Raw genomic sequence first — 20,719 nt, 5'->3', positions numbered from 1 at the left:
ATTTAGGTTAATAAATCTTTTACAACATTACCATGTACATCTGTTAAACGGTATCGTCTACCTTGGTGCTTAAATGTTAAGCGTTCATGGTCTATACCAAATAAATGTAAAAGTGTTGCATGAAAGTCATGTACATGTACAGGATCTTTTACAACGTTGTAACTAAAATCATCTGTTTCTCCATAAGTAAAACCTGGTTTAACACCGGCTCCTGCCATCCACATTGTAAATGCCTTTGGATGGTGATCTCTACCATAATTTTCTTTGGTTAATTGACCTTGTGAGTATACTGTACGGCCAAACTCTCCTCCCCAAACAACCAAGGTATCATCTAACATACCTCGTTGCTTTAGATCTTTTATTAATGCTGCAGTTGGCTGGTCTGTTTTTTTAGATTGACTTTTTACACCTCCTGGACAGTAACTATGTTGATCCCAACCCTGATGGTATAGTTGTACAAACTTTACGCCTTTTTCTAACAGTTTTCTGGCCATTAGGCAATTTGCTGCATAAGTACCAGGATCTCTACTGTCTTTACCATACATTTCAAAAATTTTATCTGGCTCATCAGACAAGTCTGTTACCTCTGGCACAGAAGTTTGCATTTTAAATGCCATTTCATACTGAGACATTCTTGCTTGTATTTCTGGGTCTCCGTAAGCATCAGTTTGTAAACTATTTAAATCTTTTAAATAATTTAGCATATGTCTACGGTCATTACCATCATAATTTTCTGGATCACTTAAGTACAATACGGGATCTTTACCAGATCTAAACTGTACCCCTTGGTGTTCTGTTGGTAAAAAACCATTACCCCACAAAGCCGCTTTTAAAGGTTGGCCTTTACCATTTTTAGAAACTAAAGTTATAAACGTTGGCAAATTTTCATTGTCTGATCCTAAACCATAGCTAAGCCAGGATCCAATAGATGGCCTACCTGGCAACTGGTTACCTGTTTGCATAAAAGTAACTGCTGGTGTATGGTTTATTTGGTCTGTCTGCATTCCTTTTATAAAGCATAAATCATCTACAACCTCAGACAAATAAGGCATTGCATTACTAACCCAAGCTCTAGACTCTCCGTATTGCTTAAACGTAAACGAAGATGGCGCTATAGGTAACGTACTTTGGTTGCCACTCATACCAGTTAACCTTTGTCCGCCTATAATAGACTCTGGTAACTCTTTACCAAACATATCTGTTAGTTTAGGCTTATAGTCAAACAAATCCATTTGTGATGGACCTCCACTCTGAAACAAGTAAATAATTCTTTTTGCTTTTGGTAAATGGTGAGGTAAACCAAGCCTGTTTTTGTTATACGTATTTAATATATCTTCTGCAGAACTATTCTTATTTATAGACGCAAACATTTTATCTGCTCCTAACAATGTTCCTAAAGCTAAAGCACCTATACCTAAAGATGTCTTTTTTAAAAAATCTCTTCGGTCTACTTGTTTCTCTAGTTCTTGTAAATCTTTATTAACAGATTTTATTTTTTGGTGATGATTATTACACATAATATATCTTTAAAAAAATGGTCTATTTATCTTTTAGTAATTGTTGCATCTGCATTCATTATTGTACTAGCTACAACGGCATTTGCTGCTACCAGAGCTTTGTTATCTGTGTCAGACAATTTAAAAGCCCCTGTTTGTAACCAACCTTTTGCTTTATCTAAATTGGCACTAAATTTCTCGTATTCAGATTTTTGCAAATTAATTAGTAGTTTTAGTTCATTTTGATTGGCATTTCTTCCTGTAAGCCTTAAAAAGGCTAAGTTAACTGCCTCTTTTTCATCTTTTATTTCAGACATTTTTTTACCTAACACCCTAGATGCTTCTATGTATGTAGGATCATTAAGAACAACAAGAGCTTGTAATGGTGTATTTGTTTTTTGTCTACGAGAAGAGCATAAATCTCTAGTAGGAGCATCAAAAGTTGCAATAGTTGGGTTTGGTACAGAGCGTTTCCAAATGGTATACATACTTCTTCTGTACAAACCTTCTTCCCCGTCTTGCACATACTCATCACTATTTACTTTCCATAATCCTTTAGGCTGATAAGGTTTTACGCTTTCTCCTCCAATTTTTTTGTTTAGCAAACCAGATGCTAACAAGGCATTATCTCTTAACATTTCTCCAGATAACCTTGAAGACGGACCGCGAGACAACCATTTATTTTCTACATCTACAGCCAATAACTCTTCAGATATTACAGAGCTCTGCTGGTATGTGTTTGTTAGCATTATAGTTTTAAGTAGTTTTTTTACATCCCAACCAGACTCTACAAAACTAACCGCTAACCAATCTAACAATTTAGGGTGCGTAGGCAGGTTTCCTTGGTTACCAAAGTCTTCTGAACTTAACACAAGACCTCTTCCAAATAAATTTTGCCAATACCTATTTACCGTTACTCTGGCAGTTAAAGGGTTGTTTTTATCTGTAATCCACTTGGCTAAACCTAACCTATTTTTAGGCCAGCTATCATTCCATTGCAATATATCTTCTGGCACATTAGGAAAAACAGAATCTGTAGGAGAATCATAATTACCACGATCTAAAATATAGGTTTGTCTTGGCGTTTTACGCTCTTTCATTACCATAATCTGCTTAACAGGGTCTATACTATCTACTAGAACAAGTCTGTCTTTTTCTAATTTTTTTAGCATAGCAGTGTAAGACTCAGAGTTGGTATGTAGGTAATATTTTAATAGTTTATCTTTTTCTGCATTAGATAAATTAGCAAAGGTTTTATTTTTAAGTGTTTTAAGTTTTTCTGTATCTGCAATTTGCAACACTTCAATTTCACTTAATTCTTTATTATAAACCAGTAAATCATCTACAGTGGCTCCGCCAATACCTTTACCTCTCCATACTGCTCCTATACGCAAACCTGGTTCTAGTTTTTCACTCTCTGGCCCGTATAATCTTATCTCATGAAATACAATATCTTTATATAAATTATCATAAACAGTTTTTGTTTTTTGTTTTTCTCCATCTACATAAATAGCTACCCCGTCTGCTTTGCTAGAGCCATCATAGGTCATAGTAAGTTGTATCCATTTTTCCTTTGGCACATTATTTAATGACTCTATTACTATGGCATTATCTGGATATACATGGGCTAGTAAAGCCTCTAGTTTATTGTTTTTTATTTTTAAATGATACCCTCTAAAACTGTGTAACTCTGGGCTATTCATTTTATGAAAAATAACTCCCTCTTCTAAATCTTTTGGTATAAATACTTTTATACCTATACTAAATGGCTGATTTCTTTGGTAAATACCAATTTTATCTAAATCTAACCAAGTATCTCCATTCATAAACAAACCATTACCACTAGCTCCTTTTTTGTAAATAGGTTTTTCATTATCTACAAATTGCTGGCGCATTCTTATATTATTTTGTCTGTTACCACCTATAGCATTTGTTATTTTTGGAGTATTAAAATTAAAAGAGGCCACCAAACCAGTTGGTGCTGGCTGCAATGGTATTTTTTGATGACTATTATTAGCTAACCATTTGTTTGCTTTTGTGGTTTCATTTTGTGCAGTTTGCGCTACTTTATTTTCTGTAGTATTTACAATTTTTTCTAGATAAGCAATTACCCCTTCTTGCTCTTTAGTTGGCAACATCATTGCAGGAACTGGTGTAGCTAAATCCCAAGGAATTAAGCCGGTTTCATCTATATTGTTAAAAAAACTATACATTTCATAATAGTTTTTTTGCGAAATAGGGTCATACTTATGGTCATGGCATTTTGCACAAGCGTAAGACAAGCCTAACATACCTTGTGTTACTGTAGCGGTCCTATCTGCAACATACTCAGATCTAAATTCTTCATCTATAATACCACCTTCTAAATTTTGCGGATGCAGTCTGTTAAAAGCTGTTGCTATTTTTTGTTCTGTTGTTGGATTATCAAATAAATCTCCTGACAATTGCCAAGTTAAAAACTCATTATATGGCATATTTTCATTAAAAGATTTTATTACCCAATCTCTCCACGGAGAAGTATCTCTATACCTATCATTACTATAACCGTGAGTATCTGCATATCTAGAAACATCCATCCAATCTAATGTCATTTGCTCTCCAAAATGAGGAGATGCTAATAACCTATCTATTTGTTTTTCAAAAGCATTAGTAGAAGTATCATTTATAAAATTTTGTATTTCTTGCTGTGTTGGCGGTAAACCTGTTAGGTCTAAAGAAGCCCTACGGAGTAACATATGCTTATTTGCTTTTTTAGAAGGTAAAAGGTTTACTTCTTCTAATTTTGCAAGAACAAAATTATCTATAGAATTTGCCGCTAAATTAGGCTCTTTAATTTTTGGTACAACTGGCTTTTCTGGCTTAATAAATGCCCAATGATCTTTATACTCAGCTCCGTCTTCAATCCACTTAATTAAAACAGCTTTTTCATAATCTGTTAAGGTTAAATGAGAACTAGGTTCTGGCATTATTAACTTAGGATCATCTGTCATTATTCTATGAAAAAACTCGCTTTTGTTTAAATTACCTGGAGTAATTGCAAATTTTCCTGGAGTCTCTGTTAATTCTGCATAAGCAAAACTAGCCTCATGTAATTGTAAGCCACCTTTTATGTTTCCTTTATCTGGACCATGGCACAAATAGCATTTATCAGACAAAATTGGTTTTACATGCTGATTAAAATCTACTTTTTCTGGTAAGTTGTTATATTCTACAGCAACCAACTCTGGTAAGTCTGGGCCTCCACAAGAACACAATAACAAAAAAACACCACCTATAATTAACAGTATCTTATTTTTTAACATAAAATTTGACGATTATTTAATATTTCAAAAATAAAATAACTTGTAGCCATTTTATTGACCAAATCAGCTTATAAAATATACATTTCCGTTATGTTCAGTTTTTATCTAGTGATATAATCTACTAAAATTTGCTATTTTAGTAGAGATTTAAGTAGTTGTTTAGAAAAGTGTCTAGTTTTAGAAAAATACTAAATCAGCTATTTTAGAAGAATAAGTACTAATTATGATAGAAATTCTACAATCTTTAAGGTTAACTTTACTTAACACTGGCTATGCTAAATTAGGTACATCATGGAATTTTGACAATGTTATTAGTCCGTTTACCAGAATGTATTACATTACAAAAGGCACTGCTAAAGTGTACCATAATGATGGAGTTTACATTTTAAAGCCTGGCTACATATACTTAATTCCTAGCTATACTTATGCTAGGTATATTTGTGAGGATTACCATGAGCAATATTACATTAGTTTTTTAGAGGAAATTAATAATGGCTTGTCTATATACAATTTTAAAAATTTTGAATACGAAGTAAAAGCAGATGAAAAAAGCTTGTATTATTTTAAAAGATTGGTTGACTTAAATGCCAATAGGGAAATTAAAAATAGTGATCCTAAAACGTATGATAATAGACCTACACTATTAGACTTTATTAAACAAAATGAAAATTTAACCACAAAAGAGTTTATAGAAACCCAAGGAATATTAAATATATTAATATCAAAATTTATAACAAATAATAAACTCCCTAAAGAAATAAACCTAACCAACTCTAATTTAAACCAAATACTAAACTACATTAATAAAAATCTTCATTTACCAATTACTATAGATGAGCTTGCTAATAAGTGCCATTACAGTACAGATTATTTTTCTAAGTTATTTTTACAAACCTATGGTATTAGACCTAATAAATACATACAAACCAAAAGAATAGAGCGTGCGCAACTACTGCTATTAACCACAAACGACTCTTTAGAAGAGGTGGCACAAAAGGTTGGTTTTGAAAACGTATCATACTTTTCTAGATCTTTTAAAAAGCATACAGAAAAAACACCTGCTTCTTTTAGAAAGGAGCAGGTGAATATATAAATATAATAAGGTATTATGTATTAAAATTTACGTTCTTTTCTACCACGCATTTTATTAGCTTCTTTGTCTTTTAAAAACTTTTCTTTTACTGGATCCCAATCTAAATCTCTGCCTAAATTATACGCAATATTAGCAATATTACATACTGTTGCAGAACGGTGACCTGTTTCTACATCACAAATAGGTTGAGTTCTATTTTTTATAGAAGTAATCCAATCTTGGTAGTGATTCCCTTTTGTGTCATACAACTTAGTATCTGATGTTGTTAACTCTGCATTTACTAAATTTTTAGGCGTAGTTTCAAAATAGCTACGGCTAATATCCATAGTACCTTTAGACCCTATAAAACGTACACCCCAACCTCTACCAAAGTCTTGGTGTATCATTTCTACTCCATTATCATAATACATTTTTAAACCTCTAACAGCTGTTTTATCTGTTGGCGGAACATACTTTACAGGTCCAGACCTATCCATACCTAATGCCCATTGTACAATATCAAACATATGTGCACCCCAATCACAAAGTATACCACCACCTACTTCTTCATAAAGTCTCCAGTCTGGCCAAAAATCAACATCGTTACGAGATGGTGCTAATCTGTGGTTATATTCTAATAATGGGGCAGGTCCGCACCAATTGTTCCAATTTACCTCACTTGGTAGTGTTTCTGCTTTTAAATTGTATGGTACTGCTGGGTCTCCTACATTTACCAATACTTGTTTTATATCTCCCAGGTAACCATTTCTAACAAGTTCACAGGCTCTTCTAAAATTTTTGTTAGAACGTTGCATACTACCAGTTTGCAATATTTTACTTGTTTTTTTTGCTATTTTAACTAGATCTATACCCTCATTAATATTATGAGTTAAAGGTTTTTCACAATAAACATCTTTACCCGCTTTCATAGCATCTATAGCTTGTATTGCATGCCAATGATCTGGTGTTGCAATAACTACGGCATCTATATCATTACGGTCTAACAACTCATTGTAATTTGTGTATGTAGTTACTCCGTTGTAACTATTTTGGTTTCTTTTGTCTGCATAAATTTTATTTACAGCACCTTTAAACCATTCGTTTTTTGTAGACCATACATCACAGGCTGCTATAATTTGGGAATTTGTAGCACCCACAAAATTATTTGCTAAACCTCTACTTTGTTTTCCTAATCCTATAAAACCTATATTAACTCTGTCACTTGGAGCAACAAATCCTCTACCAAAAATATGCCTTGGTAATATAGTAATGGCTCCGGTTGCTAAAGCTGTTTTTGTAATAAAGCCTCTTCTGGATACTTTGGTGTTTATTTTTGTTTTTTTAATGTTGCCTGAGTCTTTCATTTTATAAGGTTGCTTATTTTAGTTAAAAAAGGTTTATCTCTAAATTTAAAATATTTACTTCAATAAAATTAGTAATACTATAATTTGTCTAGTAATAGAAGTGTTTAAAATTGTAGCACAAATGGTTAATTTTAAATAAAATAGACAAAAAAAATCCGAAAACACTAGGCTTTCGGATTCTTAAACTGATTTTTACTTGTACTATTTTTTTTCCTGAAGTATTGTTATTAATTCTAAAGGGCTAGATACATAAGTTGTTCTTTCTTCAAAATATTTTTCTTTTAAATTTATAGGATTACCAGCTACCAATAAATGTGCACTTGTATTACTTAATATTTCTTCTATTTTGTCTTTTACCTTGTCTGGTATTGTTGTAATAAACATTGTTAGCATTAATTTAGGCTGTACTATTTCTTGTACAGACTTTAAATTTTCAAGCGGCACGTGTTGCCCTAAGTAATAAACATTCCACCCCAAATCTTTTGCTATGTACTGTGCCAGTAACAAACCTATTTCATGATGTTCATTTTCAGGTAAAAACAATACTATTTTAGATGCACTTTCTTCTGGCAATGATAAATTATCAATAGCCGATACTACTTTTTGTCTTATTAAGTTAGACACAAAATGTTCTTGAGCAGGCATTACTTTATCTATACCCCAAAGCACACCTATTTGATTTAAAAAGGGGTAAATTAGGTCTGAAACTGTTTGTAAAAGCCCTTTATTTAGGATGTGAGCATCTAAAATTTTCACAAATTCTCGCTCATTCATTTCTAACAAACATAACATTAGCGCCGTAAGCACATCACCATCTATAGGCTTTAATAAAACTTCAGTTACATTGGCATGCAACTCATCATTAGACATCTTGTCTATCTTAGAAATTTTAAAACCATTTCTATGTAAAATACTTACATTAAGCAGTTTACGTAATAACTCATCTGTATAATATCTAATATTAGTATCGGTACGTTTAGGCTGTACAAAGGTGTATCTGCTCTCCCACTTTCGTAAAGTGTGTGCATTGATACCAGTTAGTGTGGCAACCTGAGACATTGAATAACTACCCATTTGTTTACTTATTTACTGTTTGCAAAAATAACTCAAAAATAGACTCAAACCATATTTTGTCTAATTTTTTATTCTTTTTACTAGACATTTTAAAATATTTTAATACATTTGTCTAACAATAACCTTATAAAAGTTAGACAATATGAAAATTAAAATTTATTTTTCGGCATTACTTCTATTCTTATTTACGTTTACATCTTGTAATGATGATGATGACACACCCCAAGAAAAAGAAGCACAATTAAACATTGTAGAGACGGCATCTAGCACAGATGCGCTTAGCTCTTTGGTTGCTGCATTATCAAAATCAGACGAGAGTCCTAACTCAGATCTTATTTCTGCATTAAGTGGTAACGGACCATTTACAGTATTTGCCCCTACAAATGATGCATTTACTGCTTTATTTGCTAGTCTAGACGGTTATTCTTCTTTAGATGATTTTGATACGGAAGAAGAAAAAGCTTTACTTGCTACTATTTTAAAATACCACGTTGTTGCTGGTGCCGCTGTTACGTCTAGCGACTTAACAGACGGACAAGTAGTAACTACACTGTCTGGAGAAGATGTATCTATATCTTTAAACAATGGTGTTTTTGTAAGTGATGCATCAGACGTAGATGCACAAGTTGTTACAGCAGATGTAGATGCTACAAACGGTATTGTACACGTTATAAATAAAGTATTATTACCACAATCTGTAATAGATGCTATTAATTTAGGAACATTGGTAGAAGTTGTTGTTGCTAGTGATGCATTAACTGTTTTAGAAGCTGCAGTTATAAAGGCTGGTTTAGTAGACACATTAAATTCTGATGGTCCATTTACTGTTTTTGCTCCAACTGATACTGCTTTTATTGCTCTTTTAGATATGTTAGGAGATGATTATACTTCTTTAGATGATTTTGATACTGATGAAGAAATACAATTATTAAAAGACATATTACTATACCACGTTATACCTGCAAAAGTTTTATCTACAGATTTAGCTGCTGGTGAAGTAAGTACTGCCTTAGCAGACAATACAATAGAAGTAGTTGATAATGATGGTACTTTTGTTATTGCTGATGCATCAGACATTAATGCAAACATTTCTGCTGTAGATATTATGGCATCTAATGGTGTTGCTCATGTTATAGACAAGGTATTGTTACCACAAGCTGCAGTAGATTTTATTGCAGATCAACAACCTACTATTGTAGAATTAGCAATAGCTACAGATGATTTATCATTATTGGTTGGTGCTTTACAACAAGCAGATGCTGGTTTGGTAGATTTATTAGGTACAGATGGTCCTTTTACTGTATTTGCACCAACTAATGCTGCTTTTGCTGCATTATTAGATGAGTTAGGAGATGATTATAACGAGTTATCAGATTTTGATACCGAAGATGAAAAAGCAATGCTAGCTACAATATTAAAATATCATGTTGTTGCTGGTACAGCTGCTTTTTCTACAGATTTAAGTAATGAGCAAATGATTACTACTGCACAAGGTGAAGACGTAACAGTTAACCTAACAAGAGGCGTATTTATACAAGATGCGACTGAAACTGATGCGACTGTTACTACTGCAGATATTGAAGCTAAAAACGGTGTAATTCATATAGTAGACAAAGTATTGTTACCACAAGAAATTGTTGATGCATTACAACCTAATATAGTAGAACTTGCAATTGCTACAGACAACTTATCATTATTGGTTACTGCATTGCAACAAGCAGATGCAGGATTGGTAGAGTTATTAGGTACTGAAGGTCCTTTTACTGTATTTGCACCAACCAATGCAGCATTTGAAGCTTTATTAGATGATTTAGGCCCGGACTATACAAGTTTAGCAGATTTTGACACAGAAGATGAAAAAACGCTTTTAGCTAACATACTTAAATACCATGTTGTTTCTGGTGCTGCTGTATTATCATCAGACCTAACAGACGGACAAATGGTAACTACTGCACTAGGCCAAGATGTTACAGTTAACCTAACTGGCGGTGTATTTATTACAGATGCAACCAGTAGCAATGCAGAGGTAACTACTGCAGATGTAGAAGCTAGCAATGGTGTTGTACACATCATAAACAAAGTGTTAATGCCAGACACTCATTAACATAAAATTAGATTAACCTGTTGGTTGGGTTAATTTGGTTGTTGTACCGGTGATGTAAAAATCACCGGTTTTTAATATTATATTTAAAAACAAATAGTATCTTAGGAAGATACTTGTTAATAGTTTATGAAAAAAGTAATTATTATAGGCTCTGGTTTTTCATCACTATCTGCTAGTTGCTACTTAGCAAAAGCTGGTTATGATGTTACTATGTTAGAGAAAAACACAACTACTGGCGGTAGAGCTAGACAACTAAAAACAAACGGTTTTGTTTTTGATATTGGCCCTACATTTTATTGGATGCCAGATGTTTTTGACAAGTTTTTTGCTGACTTTAATAAAAAAACAAGCGATTATTACCAGCTAGACCAACTAAACCCTGCTTACCAAATTTATTTTGGTAAAAACGATGCTATTTCAATTTCTGAAGATTTTAATGAAACAAGAGATACTTTTGAAAAAATAGAACCTGGTAGCGGTAAACAATTAGAACGCTTTATTAACAAAGCTCGTATTAATTATGATATTGCTATAAAAAAACTAGTATACAACCCTGGTGAAAACATCTTTGAAATTATAAACCGTAAAACAATTACCAAATTGTACGAGTTTATACTTACTATAAAAAATCAGGTATCTGGTTATGTAAAAAATGATAAGCTACGTAAAGTATTAGAATTTCCTGTTTTATTTTTAGGCGCTAAGCCAAGTAATACACCATCATTCTATAATTTTATGAACTATGCAGACCTTAAACTTGGTACTTGGCACCCACAAGGAGGTATGTACAAAGTTGTTGAAGGTATGCAAACATTAGCACAAAGTTTAGGTGTAAAAACCATTACAGATAGCCCTGTTTTAAAAATTGATATACAAAACGGCAAAGTAAAAGGTGTAGAAAGTAAAAGTGGGTATCTAGAGTGTGATGTTCTTTTAAGCGGTGCAGATTATCACCACACAGAAACTTTACTACCTGAACAATATAGACAATACACAGAAAGTTACTGGGACAAAAAAATATTTGCTCCTTCTGCCCTATTATTTTTTGTTGGTTTTAATAAAAAAATTGAAGCTGTAAATCATCATACATTATTTTTTGATACTGATTTTGAAGAGCACGCGAAAACAATTTACGATACTAAAGAATGGCCTAACAAGCCCTTGTTTTATGCCAGTTTCCCTAGTAAAACAGATATTACTAGCGCTCCAGAAGGCAAAGAGGCCGCTATATTTTTAGTACCTATTGCCCCAGATATTGAAGACACTAAAGAACTAAGAGAACACTACTTTAATCAGATTATAGAAAGAGTAGAAAAACTAACAGATCAAAAATTAAAAGAAGATATATTATTTAAAGAATCTTATTGTGTAGACAATTTTAAAGACGATTACAATTCTTACAAAGGAAATGCATATGGATTAGCCAATACACTAATGCAAACCCATATTTTAAGACCTAAACTAAAAAGTAAAAAAGTAGACAATTTATATTTCTGTGGACAATTAACTGTTCCAGGACCAGGTGTGCCACCATCATTAATATCTGGCAAAGTAGTAAGTGAACTAATTTTAAAACATAGTAAATAATGAAAGCTCTGTTTGATTCCTCTAGCGTTAATTGTAGTAAATTAATAACCACAACTTATAGTACGTCATTTTCTATAGGTATAAAACTATTTGCACCATCTATAAGACCCGCCATATATGCTATTTATGGTTTTGTTAGGTATGCAGATGAAATTGTAGACACTTTTCATGATTATAATCAAGAAGAGCTTTTAAATGAGTTTGAAGAGGAGTACAGAAAATCTCTTGTCCGTAAAATAAGCCTTAATCCTATTATAAACTCTTTTCAAGAAGTTGTTTTAAAATATGATTTACAAGAGTATGTAGACGCCTTTTTAACTAGCATGCGTTTTGACCTTAACAAAACAGAATACAGCACAAGGGAAGAATATAACGAATATATTTATGGCTCTGCAGATGTAGTAGGTTTAATGTGTTTACGCGTTTTTGTTAATAATGACAATGAAAGATTTAACCACTTAAAAGAGTCTGCACAGTACTTAGGATCTGCTTTTCAAAAAGTAAACTTTTTAAGAGATTTTAAAGACGATATTAATGAATTAGGAAGATCTTATTTTCCTGAATTAAATACTAACACACTTACACATACTGCTAAAGACCGTATTTTAAAAGATATTGAAAACGATTTTTCTGAAGCTTACAAAGGTATTGTTCAACTTCCTTTAGAAAGCAGATTAGGTGTTTTTGTAGCATATAAGTACTACTCTAAATTACTTAACAAACTAAAAAAGGCAGATACTAGTAGTATTATGAACAGTAGAATACGTATTTCTAATCCGCTAAAGTTTTTAATTTTAACCAAAGCGTATATTAGATTTAAATTTAATATTATATAACGTAATTTCTTATAACTTTATAGTTTATTAGTAGTGACTTTTAAACATAGTTAATGAAATTATTTTTTCTCTTATTTGTTTTAATTTTTAACCAAACCACAGATTGTACAAGTTTGGAAAGTATTAGAAATACATTTCATACTATAAAAACTAATGATGATTTAAAGAAGTTTATAAAAAGTAGCAAACAAATTAATTGCTCTAAAGCTACACCATACATTGCCTCATGCACAATGAAAAAAGCTGAGTTTACAGTATGGCCCTTTAAAAAATTAGCGTATTTTAATGAAGGTAAAAAAACATTAGAAAATTACATCAAAAAATACCCAAACGATATAGAAGCAAGGTATGTGAGGTACTTAGTGCAAAACAACATCCCCAGTTTTTTAGGGTACAACACTAGAATTGCAGCAGATAAAAAATTCATTTTAGATAATTTAGATGCATCTGAATTACCTAAAAATTACAAAAAAGTAATTTTAAAAAATATAAATACAATAAGCCCAAATTAATGAAAATAGTACTTTTTACACTAGTTACAGTTGTTACATTTACTGTTATGGAAGTTATAACTTGGCTAACACACAAATATGTAATGCATGGTTTTTTATGGGTATTACATGAAGATCATCATCAGCCAAAATACCCACACCCTTTTGAAAAAAATGATTTGTTTTTTGTAATATTTGCGATACCTAGCATTGCCTTATTTTTCTTTGGTATTAGACCACAATTAAACGTTTTGTTTTTTATTGGTTTAGGTATTTTATTTTATGGCATTGCTTATTTTTTAATTCATGATGTGTTAATTCACCAACGTTTTAAATGGTTTAAAAAAACAAAAAACAAATATTTAATAGGTCTGCGTAAAGCACACAAAGTACACCACAAACACTTAGGTAAAGAACACGGAGAGTGTTTTGGAATGTTATATGTCCCAAAAAAATACCATAAACAATACAAACCTTAATGAAGCCCTTTTATTACCTACTTATAAATTTTGCTTGCATTAGTATACCTTTTATTGCTAGCTTTTACCCAAAACACGCTTTTTACAAAAAATGGGGTTCATTTTTTAAAGCGTGCATACCTGTTGCTTTATTTTTTATTGTTTGGGATTATTGGTTTACAGCTATAGGAGTTTGGGGGTTTAATAAAGATTACCTTAGTGGAATATTTTTTGGAGAATTACCTTTAGAGGAAGTTTTATTTTTTATAGCCATACCATATGCATGTGTTTTTACATACTTTGCCATATTATTTTTAATAAAAAATAATCCATTACAAAAAATTGAAAAATACATTACATTTACAATAATTGCTACTTGTTTAATTACCGCTTTATTTAATTTAGACAAGCTATACACGTGTACAACTGGTATTTTAGCCGTCCTTTTTTTAGTTTATTTGTACTATAAAAAAACAAACCTTAGCTATCATTATTTAACGTATTTAATAATTATACCATTTTTTTTAGCCAGTAATGGTTTGTTAACTGGCAGTTTTTTAGAGTCTCCTATTGTTTGGTATAACAATGCAGAAAATTTAGGTGTTAGAATAGGTACTATACCTGTAGAGGATTGTTTTTACGGACTTGTACTTATTTTTATGAATATTGAGTTGTTTCGTTACTTTAACAAACAAAATCAATAATTAATCTTCTATACCTTCTTTATATACTTTTAATGCTCTTTCCCTAGCTGCTTTATGCTCTACCATTGGCTGCGGATAATTAAACCCATCCAACTCAGGAATCCAATGCTTTACGTATTTAAAATCTTTATCAAACTTTTTTAATTGTGTTATAGGGTTAAATATTCTAAAATACGGAGCAGCATCACAACCAGTACCTGCTGCCCATTGCCAATTGCCGTTATTAGAGGCCAACTCATAGTCTAACAACTTTTTAGCAAAATAGGCCTCTCCCCACTGCCAATCTATTAATAAATGCTTACATAAAAAGCCAGCAGTAATCATACGCACTCTATTATGCATATACCCTGTTTTGTTTAACTGTCTCATACCGGCATCTACCATAGGATAACCTGTATTACCTGTACACCATTTTTCAAAATCTTCTTTGTTATTGCGCCACTTTATTCCATCGTATTTAGATCTAAAATTTTGGGTAACAACCTTTGGAAAATGAAATAAGATTTGAGTAAAAAATTCTCTCCAAACCAATTCACTTAAAAACACACTTTCTAAACCATCTAAGCCTCTAATTAATTTGCGTACACTTACGGTTCCAAAACGCAAATGTGGACCTAAATATGTTGTTATATCATCAGACGGAAAATCTCTTTTTTCTGCATAAATATCTAGATGCTCTAAATTGTATGGTTCTACCGTTATGTTTGATGCACTAAATCCTAAATTTTCTAATGAAGGAAAATCTACATTAAACTCTAATAATTTACCTTTAAAGTCACATTTCTTATCTTCAATTAGGTCTGGAGTAAATTTAGATAACCATTTATTTTTATATGGCGTATAAACCGTATATGGATCACCGTCATTCTTTAAAACATCATTCTCTTCAAAAATAACACTGTCTTTATAAGACTTAACCTTTATAGATTTATCGTTTAAAAATGAAGTTATTTTCTGATCTCTTTCTCTTGCATATGGCTCATAGTCTTTATTAAAAAAAACACGCTCTACATTGTGTGTACTTACTATTTTTTTCCAAGCAAGTTCTGGTGTTGTATGTAAGCATAGTACACCACTATTATATTCTTTTAAAGTTAAATTTATAGCTGATATAGTTTTATGTATAAACGTTACTCTTGCATCATCTGCATCTAGTTCATTTAAAATATTTTCATCAAAAATAAAAACAGGAAGTACGGGATTACCAGATTTTAATGCATTACACAGTGCCGTATTGTCTTCAATCCTTAAATCTCTCCTAAACCAAAAAACAGATATTTTATCACTCATAAAACTATAATTATGCTTGTATCAAAAATAAGGCCTATTAAGTAAAAAAGCTATTATATGCTAGGCTAATACAGAAACAAAAACACATAAAATTTCAAATTAAAAAGTTTATATATCTATAGCACATAGTTATATTTGCGCTATAAATTATTTTAACCAATGGCTACGTGGCGGAATTGGTAGACGCGCTACCTTGAGGGGGTAGTGTTCTTAAGAACGTGCTGGTTCGACTCCAGTCGTAGTCACAAAAAAAGCGCTTTTTATAAGCGCTTTTTATTTTTTCATCTATATTTTATTCTTTCAACAGCTTATCTAATAATTTACGTGTTTTTTCACTATTCCAATCTTTTGCTCCGGTTTCTTTAACTATAATTTTTCCAGATTTATTTAATACAAATGTTGTTGGAATTACAGTATGTTTAAGCTCTTGCGGTAACTTGTAATTAGAATAATACACATTAAAACTAAAATTGTTTTCTTTTAGGTATGTATTTACATTTTTTACTTTATCGCTTGCCAAAAAAATAAACTCTACATCATTTTTATAGTCAGTATATAACTTTTGTAAACTTGGCATTTCTGCAACACAAGGCGGACACCATGTTGCCCAAAAATTGATAAAAACTACTTTACCTTGGTAATCATTAAAATTAAAACTGTTTTCTTTAGCATCTACAAATTTCCAGTTATAATTTTGCAACACAATTTGCTCTTCTTGCTTTAGGGTATTTGGGTTACCTGAAAAAATTTGATTTGTAAAAACCTTTACTTTAAACCCTAACGGAGTAAATATTATGGCAACTATAAGTACATAAAAAGCAATATTAAATATTCTTTTTTTAGTAAAAGCCATTTTTACTCTTTTAAAAGGTTTTCTACAGTTTGGTATACAGTATTATTATCCCAATTAGATATACCTTCTTCATAAATCACAATATTGCCTTGTTTATCTATTACATAACTAGAAGGCACTTTTTCTGTATTTACAGCGTGTTTAGCATCAATAATTAAATATGTAACAGGAAAATTAAATTTTTTAAGCTGCATAAATTCTTCTACTACATCTTTTTCTTCATTAGTAATTATATAAAAGTCTATTTTACCTTTATAATCATTATAAAACTTTTGTATGGATTGTAGTTCGGCTTCACAATGAACTTTCCATGATGCCCAATTGTTTATAAAAATTACATTCCCTTTAGACTTTTTAAAGTTAAACAAGTTGTGATCTTCATCTTTTAAAACCCAGTCATAATCTGTTATTTTTTTCTGATTTTCTTTAGTAATAACAGAAGGAGCAGTTGCTACCATATTGTTTAAAAATATTTTCCCCATATGCCCTAAGGGAGTCCAAAAAAATGCTGCTATAAGAAGCATTATTAGAAGAGTAAAAACTGTTTTCTTTTTCATTTTATATTGTATAATTACCCCTAAAATATGAAGATAAATTCATATAAAAATAAAAACTCCCGAATTACTTCGGGAGTTTTCTTTTATTAAAACAAACTTGGCTTATGCCGCGTTTTCTTTTTTAATTACATTTAACGCAGAACCTTCTCTATACCAATCTATTTGAGGTTGGTTGTAAGTGTGGTTAAGCTTAATAACATCTTTGCTACCATCTGCATGAACTAACTCTAAAGTTAATTGTTTGTCTGGAGCAAATTCTGCTATGTCAATAAAGTTAAATGTATCATCTTCCTGTATTAAGTCATAATCTGCCTCATTTGCAAATGTTAAACCTAACATACCTTGCTTTTTAAGGTTTGTTTCATGAATACGTGCAAAAGATTTTACTATTACAGCCGCAACACCTAAATGTCTTGGCTCCATAGCTGCGTGCTCACGAGAAGATCCTTCTCCATAGTTATGGTCTCCCACAACTACAGATCTAACACCTGCAGCTTTATATGCACGTGCAGTATCTGGAACACCACCGAACTCACCTGTTAATTGGTTTTTAACAAAATTTGTTTTTTTGCCAAAAGCGTTAACAGCTCCAATTAAACAGTTGTTAGAAATATTATCTAAATGCCCACGGAAACGTAACCAAGGACCAGCCATAGAAATGTGGTCTGTTGTACATTTACCAAAAGCTTTAATAAGCAATTTAGCTCCCATTAAACTTTCGTCTTTAATAGGCGTAAATGGCTCTAATAATTGTAATCTTTCAGAATCTGGAGAAACTTTAACCTCTACACCAGAACCATCTTCATCTGGAGCTAAGTAACCAGCATCTTCTACATCAAAACCTTGTGGAGGCAACTCTATACCTAATGGCATATCTAATTTTACCTCTTCACCATCTTCATTAATTAATGTATCGTTCATAGGATCAAAATCTAAACGACCAGATATTGCTATTGCAGCAACCATTTCTGGAGAACCAACAAATGCGTGTGTATTTGGGTTACCATCTGCTCTTTTAGAGAAGTTACGGTTAAATGAGTGTACAATTGTGTTTTTCTCATCACCTTTAGCATCACTTCGGTCCCACTGACCTATACAAGGTCCACAAGCATTAGTAAATACTGTAGCTCCTAAGTTTTCAAAAATATCTAATATACCGTCTCTTTCTGCGGTAAAACGAATTTGCTCTGAACCTGGGTTGATACCAAAATCTGATTTTGGCTTAATTTTTTTATCTACAGCTTGTTTAGCTATAGAAGCTGCTCTTGTTAAATCTTCGTAAGAAGAGTTAGTACAAGAACCAATTAATCCCCAATCTACCTTTAAAGGCCAATCATTTTCTTTAGCTTTTTCTCCTAACTGGCCTACTGGTGTAGCTAAATCTGGAGTAAAAGGTCCGTTTAAATGAGGTCTTAATTCATCTAAATTAATTTCTATAATTTCATCAAAATATTGCTCTGGATTAGCGTAAACTTCTGGATCTGCAGTTAAGTGCTCTTTAACTTCATTTGCTGCATCTGCAACATCATTACGGTCTGTTGCACGTAAGTAACGCTCCATAGACTCATCATAACCAAATGTAGATGTAGTTGCTCCTACTTCTGCACCCATATTACAAATTGTACCTTTACCTGTACAAGAAAGGTTTTTAGCACCTTCTCCAAAATATTCTACAATTGCACCAGTACCACCTTTAACAGTTAAAATACCTGCAACTTTTAATATAACGTCTTTTGCTGATGTCCAACCAGAAATATTTCCAGTTAATTTAACACCTATTAATTTTGGAAATTTAAGTTCCCAAGCCATACCTGCCATAACATCTACAGCATCTGCACCACCAACACCAATAGCAACCATACCTAAACCACCAGCATTAACTGTATGAGAATCTGTACCAATCATCATTCCGCCAGGAAATGCATAATTTTCTAAAACTACTTGGTGAATAATACCTGCTCCTGGTTTCCAGAAACCAATACCATACTTGTTAGAAACAGACTCTAAAAAGTTAAACACCTCTGCACTTGTAGAATTTGCTACTTTTAAATCTGGTGCAGCACCACTTTTAGCTTGTATTAAGTGATCACAGTGTACTGTTGTAGGAACTGCAACTTTTGGCTTACCAGCTTGCATAAACTGTAATAATGCCATTTGTGCGGTGGCATCTTGACAAGCAATACGGTCTGGTGCAAAATCTACATAGTCTTTACCTCTTGTAAATTTAGTATTTGGATTACCATCCCATAAGTGAGAATACAATATTTTTTCTGAAAGTGTAAGTGGCTTTCCTACTATTTCACGAGCCATATCTACTCGTTCAGCCATACGGGCATAAACCCCTTTTATCATATCAATGTCAAATGCCATTCCTTTTAGTTTTGAGTTTAATTTATTGCAATTCCACAAAATTAATAAAATCTAAAGGGTAAACGAAAGAATTGGGCAACGATTAGTGTTATTTTGCTAAAAAAACAAAAAAATGCACTTGTAAAAATGAATGCATCATTTTTTACTTAAAATATTATCAAATTATCTACGAAAACGTTTGAAATTGATTTTTCTTTAATTAGAGCAATTTGGCAATTATTTGTTCTTCAGAAATATTTTCTGCTTCTGCCTTGTAGTTTTTAATTATTCTATGCCTTAATATACCTGTAGCAACAGCCTGTACGTCTTCTATATCTGGAGAAAATTTTCCGTTTACAGCTGCATGTGCTTTTGCTGCTAATATTAAATTTTGAGAAGCTCTTGGCCCCGCTCCCCAATCTAAATATTGCTTTACATAATCATTGGCTGTGTCTAGATTAGGTCTAGTGCTATTTACCAACTTAACAGCATATTCTACAACATTATCTGGCACAGGAATTCTACGTACCAAAAGCTGTACTGCTACTATTTCTTCTGCACTAAATAAGGCGTTAATTGTAGGTTTATTGTCTGATGTTGTTCGTTTAACAACCTCTATTTCTTCTGCTACAGATGGGTATTGTAATTCTATAGCAAACATAAACCTATCTAACTGTGCTTCTGGTAAAGGATATGTACCTTCTTGCTCTATAGGGTTTTGTGTAGCCAGCACAAAATAAGGAAGATCTAATTTGTAATGGTTACCAGCTATTGTTACAGCCCTTTCTTGCATTGCTTCTAAAAGAGCCGCTTGCGTTTTAGGCGGTGTTCTGTTGATTTCATCTGCCAAAATAATATTAGAAAAAATAGGACCTTTTATAAACTTAAAGTTTCTTTTTTCGTCTAATATTTCACTACCTAAAATATCACTAGGCATTAAATCTGGCGTAAACTGTATGCGTTTAAAATCTAACCCTAAGGTTTGGGCTATTGTGTTTACCATTAGGGTTTTTGCCAAACCGGGCACACCTACTAACAAAGAGTGACCGCCTGTATAAATAGATAGTAATATTTGATCTATTACTACATCCTGGCCCACAATTACTTTAGCAATTTCTTGCTTTAGTGCGTGGTGTTTTTCAACTAAATTTTTAACAGCAGTTACGTCTGACATAAAGTTCT

Annotated in this window: 16 protein-coding genes and 1 tRNA gene; 8 read left to right on the top strand and 9 right to left on the bottom strand. The window is 32.1% G+C overall.

What is annotated here, in order from left to right; genetic code table 11:
* Positions 1-2: 2 nt before the first annotated feature.
* Positions 3-1,517 (bottom strand): DUF1501 domain-containing protein, encoded by a 1,515-nt coding sequence (locus KLA_RS08660; RefSeq protein ID WP_013620035.1) that lies wholly within the window; start codon positions 1,515-1,517, stop codon positions 3-5.
* A 26-nt stretch (positions 1,518-1,543) separates the two neighbouring features.
* On the bottom strand, positions 1,544-4,798 hold the full coding sequence (locus KLA_RS08655) for a DUF1553 domain-containing protein (RefSeq protein ID WP_034645105.1): 3,255 nt from the start codon (positions 4,796-4,798) through the stop codon (positions 1,544-1,546).
* Between the two features lie 223 nt (positions 4,799-5,021).
* Between KLA_RS08655 and KLA_RS08650 the strand changes: the two genes are divergently transcribed.
* Positions 5,022-5,891: an AraC family transcriptional regulator gene (locus KLA_RS08650; RefSeq protein ID WP_013620037.1), complete on the top strand. Its 870-nt coding sequence runs from the start codon at positions 5,022-5,024 to the stop codon at positions 5,889-5,891.
* 20 nt (positions 5,892-5,911) lie between these two features.
* Here KLA_RS08650 and KLA_RS08645 read toward each other — a convergent pair whose 3' ends face one another.
* Together KLA_RS08645 and KLA_RS08640 are read right to left on the bottom strand one after the other, a co-directional pair.
* On the bottom strand, positions 5,912-7,234 hold the full coding sequence (locus KLA_RS08645; RefSeq protein WP_051456072.1) for a Gfo/Idh/MocA family protein: 1,323 nt from the start codon (positions 7,232-7,234) through the stop codon (positions 5,912-5,914).
* A 201-nt stretch (positions 7,235-7,435) separates the two neighbouring features.
* A complete protein-coding gene (locus KLA_RS08640; protein WP_013620039.1) occupies positions 7,436-8,308 on the bottom strand; it encodes a MerR family transcriptional regulator in 873 nt (290 codons plus the stop codon).
* 142 nt (positions 8,309-8,450) lie between these two features.
* Here KLA_RS08640 and KLA_RS08635 point away from each other — a divergent pair, with 142 nt between their 5' ends.
* From KLA_RS08635 to KLA_RS08610, 6 genes are all read left to right on the top strand, one after another.
* Positions 8,451-10,412, top strand: a complete 1,962-nt coding sequence (locus KLA_RS08635) for a fasciclin domain-containing protein (protein WP_034645103.1) — start codon at positions 8,451-8,453, stop codon at positions 10,410-10,412.
* Between the two features lie 126 nt (positions 10,413-10,538).
* Entirely contained in the window at positions 10,539-11,999 is a 1,461-nt protein-coding gene (locus tag KLA_RS08630; protein WP_034645099.1) for a phytoene desaturase family protein, read from the top strand.
* On the top strand, positions 11,999-12,835 hold the full coding sequence (locus KLA_RS08625; protein ID WP_034645097.1) for a phytoene/squalene synthase family protein: 837 nt from the start codon (positions 11,999-12,001) through the stop codon (positions 12,833-12,835). Before KLA_RS08630 ends, KLA_RS08625 begins: the two co-directional genes overlap by 1 nt.
* A 53-nt stretch (positions 12,836-12,888) precedes the next feature.
* A complete protein-coding gene (locus KLA_RS17565) occupies positions 12,889-13,347 on the top strand; it encodes a hypothetical protein (protein WP_013620043.1) in 459 nt (152 codons plus the stop codon).
* Entirely contained in the window at positions 13,347-13,805 is a 459-nt protein-coding gene (locus tag KLA_RS08615; protein ID WP_034645094.1) for a sterol desaturase family protein, read from the top strand. Before KLA_RS17565 ends, KLA_RS08615 begins: the two co-directional genes overlap by 1 nt.
* Positions 13,805-14,488 (top strand): lycopene cyclase domain-containing protein, encoded by a 684-nt coding sequence (locus KLA_RS08610; RefSeq protein ID WP_013620045.1) that lies wholly within the window; start codon positions 13,805-13,807, stop codon positions 14,486-14,488. The genes KLA_RS08615 and KLA_RS08610 overlap by 1 nt, the downstream gene beginning before the upstream one ends.
* Here KLA_RS08610 and KLA_RS08605 read toward each other — a convergent pair whose 3' ends face one another.
* Positions 14,489-15,778, bottom strand: coding sequence for a cryptochrome/photolyase family protein (locus KLA_RS08605; RefSeq protein ID WP_034645092.1), 1,290 nt, complete (start codon positions 15,776-15,778; stop codon positions 14,489-14,491).
* Positions 15,779-15,939: 161 nt separating this feature from the next.
* Between KLA_RS08605 and KLA_RS08600 the strand changes: the two genes are divergently transcribed.
* Positions 15,940-16,023 (top strand) — tRNA-Leu (locus tag KLA_RS08600).
* 47 nt (positions 16,024-16,070) lie between these two features.
* Here KLA_RS08600 and KLA_RS08595 read toward each other — a convergent pair.
* The 4 genes from KLA_RS08595 to KLA_RS08580 form a co-directional block, all read right to left on the bottom strand.
* Complete coding sequence (locus KLA_RS08595; protein WP_034645090.1) at positions 16,071-16,631, bottom strand: TlpA family protein disulfide reductase; 561 nt, start codon at positions 16,629-16,631, stop codon at positions 16,071-16,073.
* 2 nt (positions 16,632-16,633) lie between these two features.
* The gene (locus tag KLA_RS08590; protein ID WP_034645087.1) at positions 16,634-17,188 is read right to left on the bottom strand and encodes a TlpA family protein disulfide reductase; all 555 of its coding nucleotides are present in this window, start codon (positions 17,186-17,188) and stop codon (positions 16,634-16,636) included.
* A gap of 102 nt (positions 17,189-17,290) precedes the next feature.
* Positions 17,291-19,558, bottom strand: a complete 2,268-nt coding sequence (locus KLA_RS08585) for an aconitate hydratase (protein ID WP_013620049.1) — start codon at positions 19,556-19,558, stop codon at positions 17,291-17,293.
* Between the two features lie 199 nt (positions 19,559-19,757).
* Positions 19,758-20,711, bottom strand: a complete 954-nt coding sequence (locus KLA_RS08580) for an AAA family ATPase (protein WP_013620050.1) — start codon at positions 20,709-20,711, stop codon at positions 19,758-19,760.
* Positions 20,712-20,719 lie beyond the last annotated feature (8 nt).

Origin of the sequence: Cellulophaga geojensis KL-A, assembly GCF_000568425.1 — a bacterium.
Lineage (GTDB): Bacteria > Bacteroidota > Bacteroidia > Flavobacteriales > Flavobacteriaceae > Cellulophaga > Cellulophaga lytica.
This window is presented reverse-complemented; position numbering and strand designations above follow the sequence as displayed.

Bases quoted from the DNA above. Each gene is read 5' to 3' on its own strand.
- KLA_RS08580 (WP_013620050.1), bottom strand. From the start codon at position 20,711: ATGTCAGACGTAACTGCTGTTAAAAATTTAGTTGAAAAACACCACGCA.
- KLA_RS17565 (WP_013620043.1), top strand. From the start codon at position 12,889: ATGAAATTATTTTTTCTCTTATTTGTTTTAATTTTTAACCAAACCACA.
- KLA_RS08630 (WP_034645099.1), top strand. From the start codon at position 10,539: ATGAAAAAAGTAATTATTATAGGCTCTGGTTTTTCATCACTATCTGCT.
- KLA_RS08625 (WP_034645097.1), top strand. From the start codon at position 11,999: ATGAAAGCTCTGTTTGATTCCTCTAGCGTTAATTGTAGTAAATTAATA.
- KLA_RS08645 (WP_051456072.1), bottom strand. From the start codon at position 7,234: ATGAAAGACTCAGGCAACATTAAAAAAACAAAAATAAACACCAAAGTA.
- KLA_RS08655 (WP_034645105.1), bottom strand. From the start codon at position 4,798: ATGTTAAAAAATAAGATACTGTTAATTATAGGTGGTGTTTTTTTGTTA.
- KLA_RS08635 (WP_034645103.1), top strand. From the start codon at position 8,451: ATGAAAATTAAAATTTATTTTTCGGCATTACTTCTATTCTTATTTACG.
- KLA_RS08660 (WP_013620035.1), bottom strand. From the start codon at position 1,517: ATGTGTAATAATCATCACCAAAAAATAAAATCTGTTAATAAAGATTTA.
- KLA_RS08650 (WP_013620037.1), top strand. From the start codon at position 5,022: ATGATAGAAATTCTACAATCTTTAAGGTTAACTTTACTTAACACTGGC.
- KLA_RS08615 (WP_034645094.1), top strand. From the start codon at position 13,347: ATGAAAATAGTACTTTTTACACTAGTTACAGTTGTTACATTTACTGTT.
- KLA_RS08590 (WP_034645087.1), bottom strand. From the start codon at position 17,188: ATGAAAAAGAAAACAGTTTTTACTCTTCTAATAATGCTTCTTATAGCA.
- KLA_RS08610 (WP_013620045.1), top strand. From the start codon at position 13,805: ATGAAGCCCTTTTATTACCTACTTATAAATTTTGCTTGCATTAGTATA.
- KLA_RS08640 (WP_013620039.1), bottom strand. From the start codon at position 8,308: ATGGGTAGTTATTCAATGTCTCAGGTTGCCACACTAACTGGTATCAAT.
- KLA_RS08595 (WP_034645090.1), bottom strand. From the start codon at position 16,631: ATGGCTTTTACTAAAAAAAGAATATTTAATATTGCTTTTTATGTACTT.
- KLA_RS08585 (WP_013620049.1), bottom strand. From the start codon at position 19,558: ATGGCATTTGACATTGATATGATAAAAGGGGTTTATGCCCGTATGGCT.
- KLA_RS08605 (WP_034645092.1), bottom strand. From the start codon at position 15,778: ATGAGTGATAAAATATCTGTTTTTTGGTTTAGGAGAGATTTAAGGATT.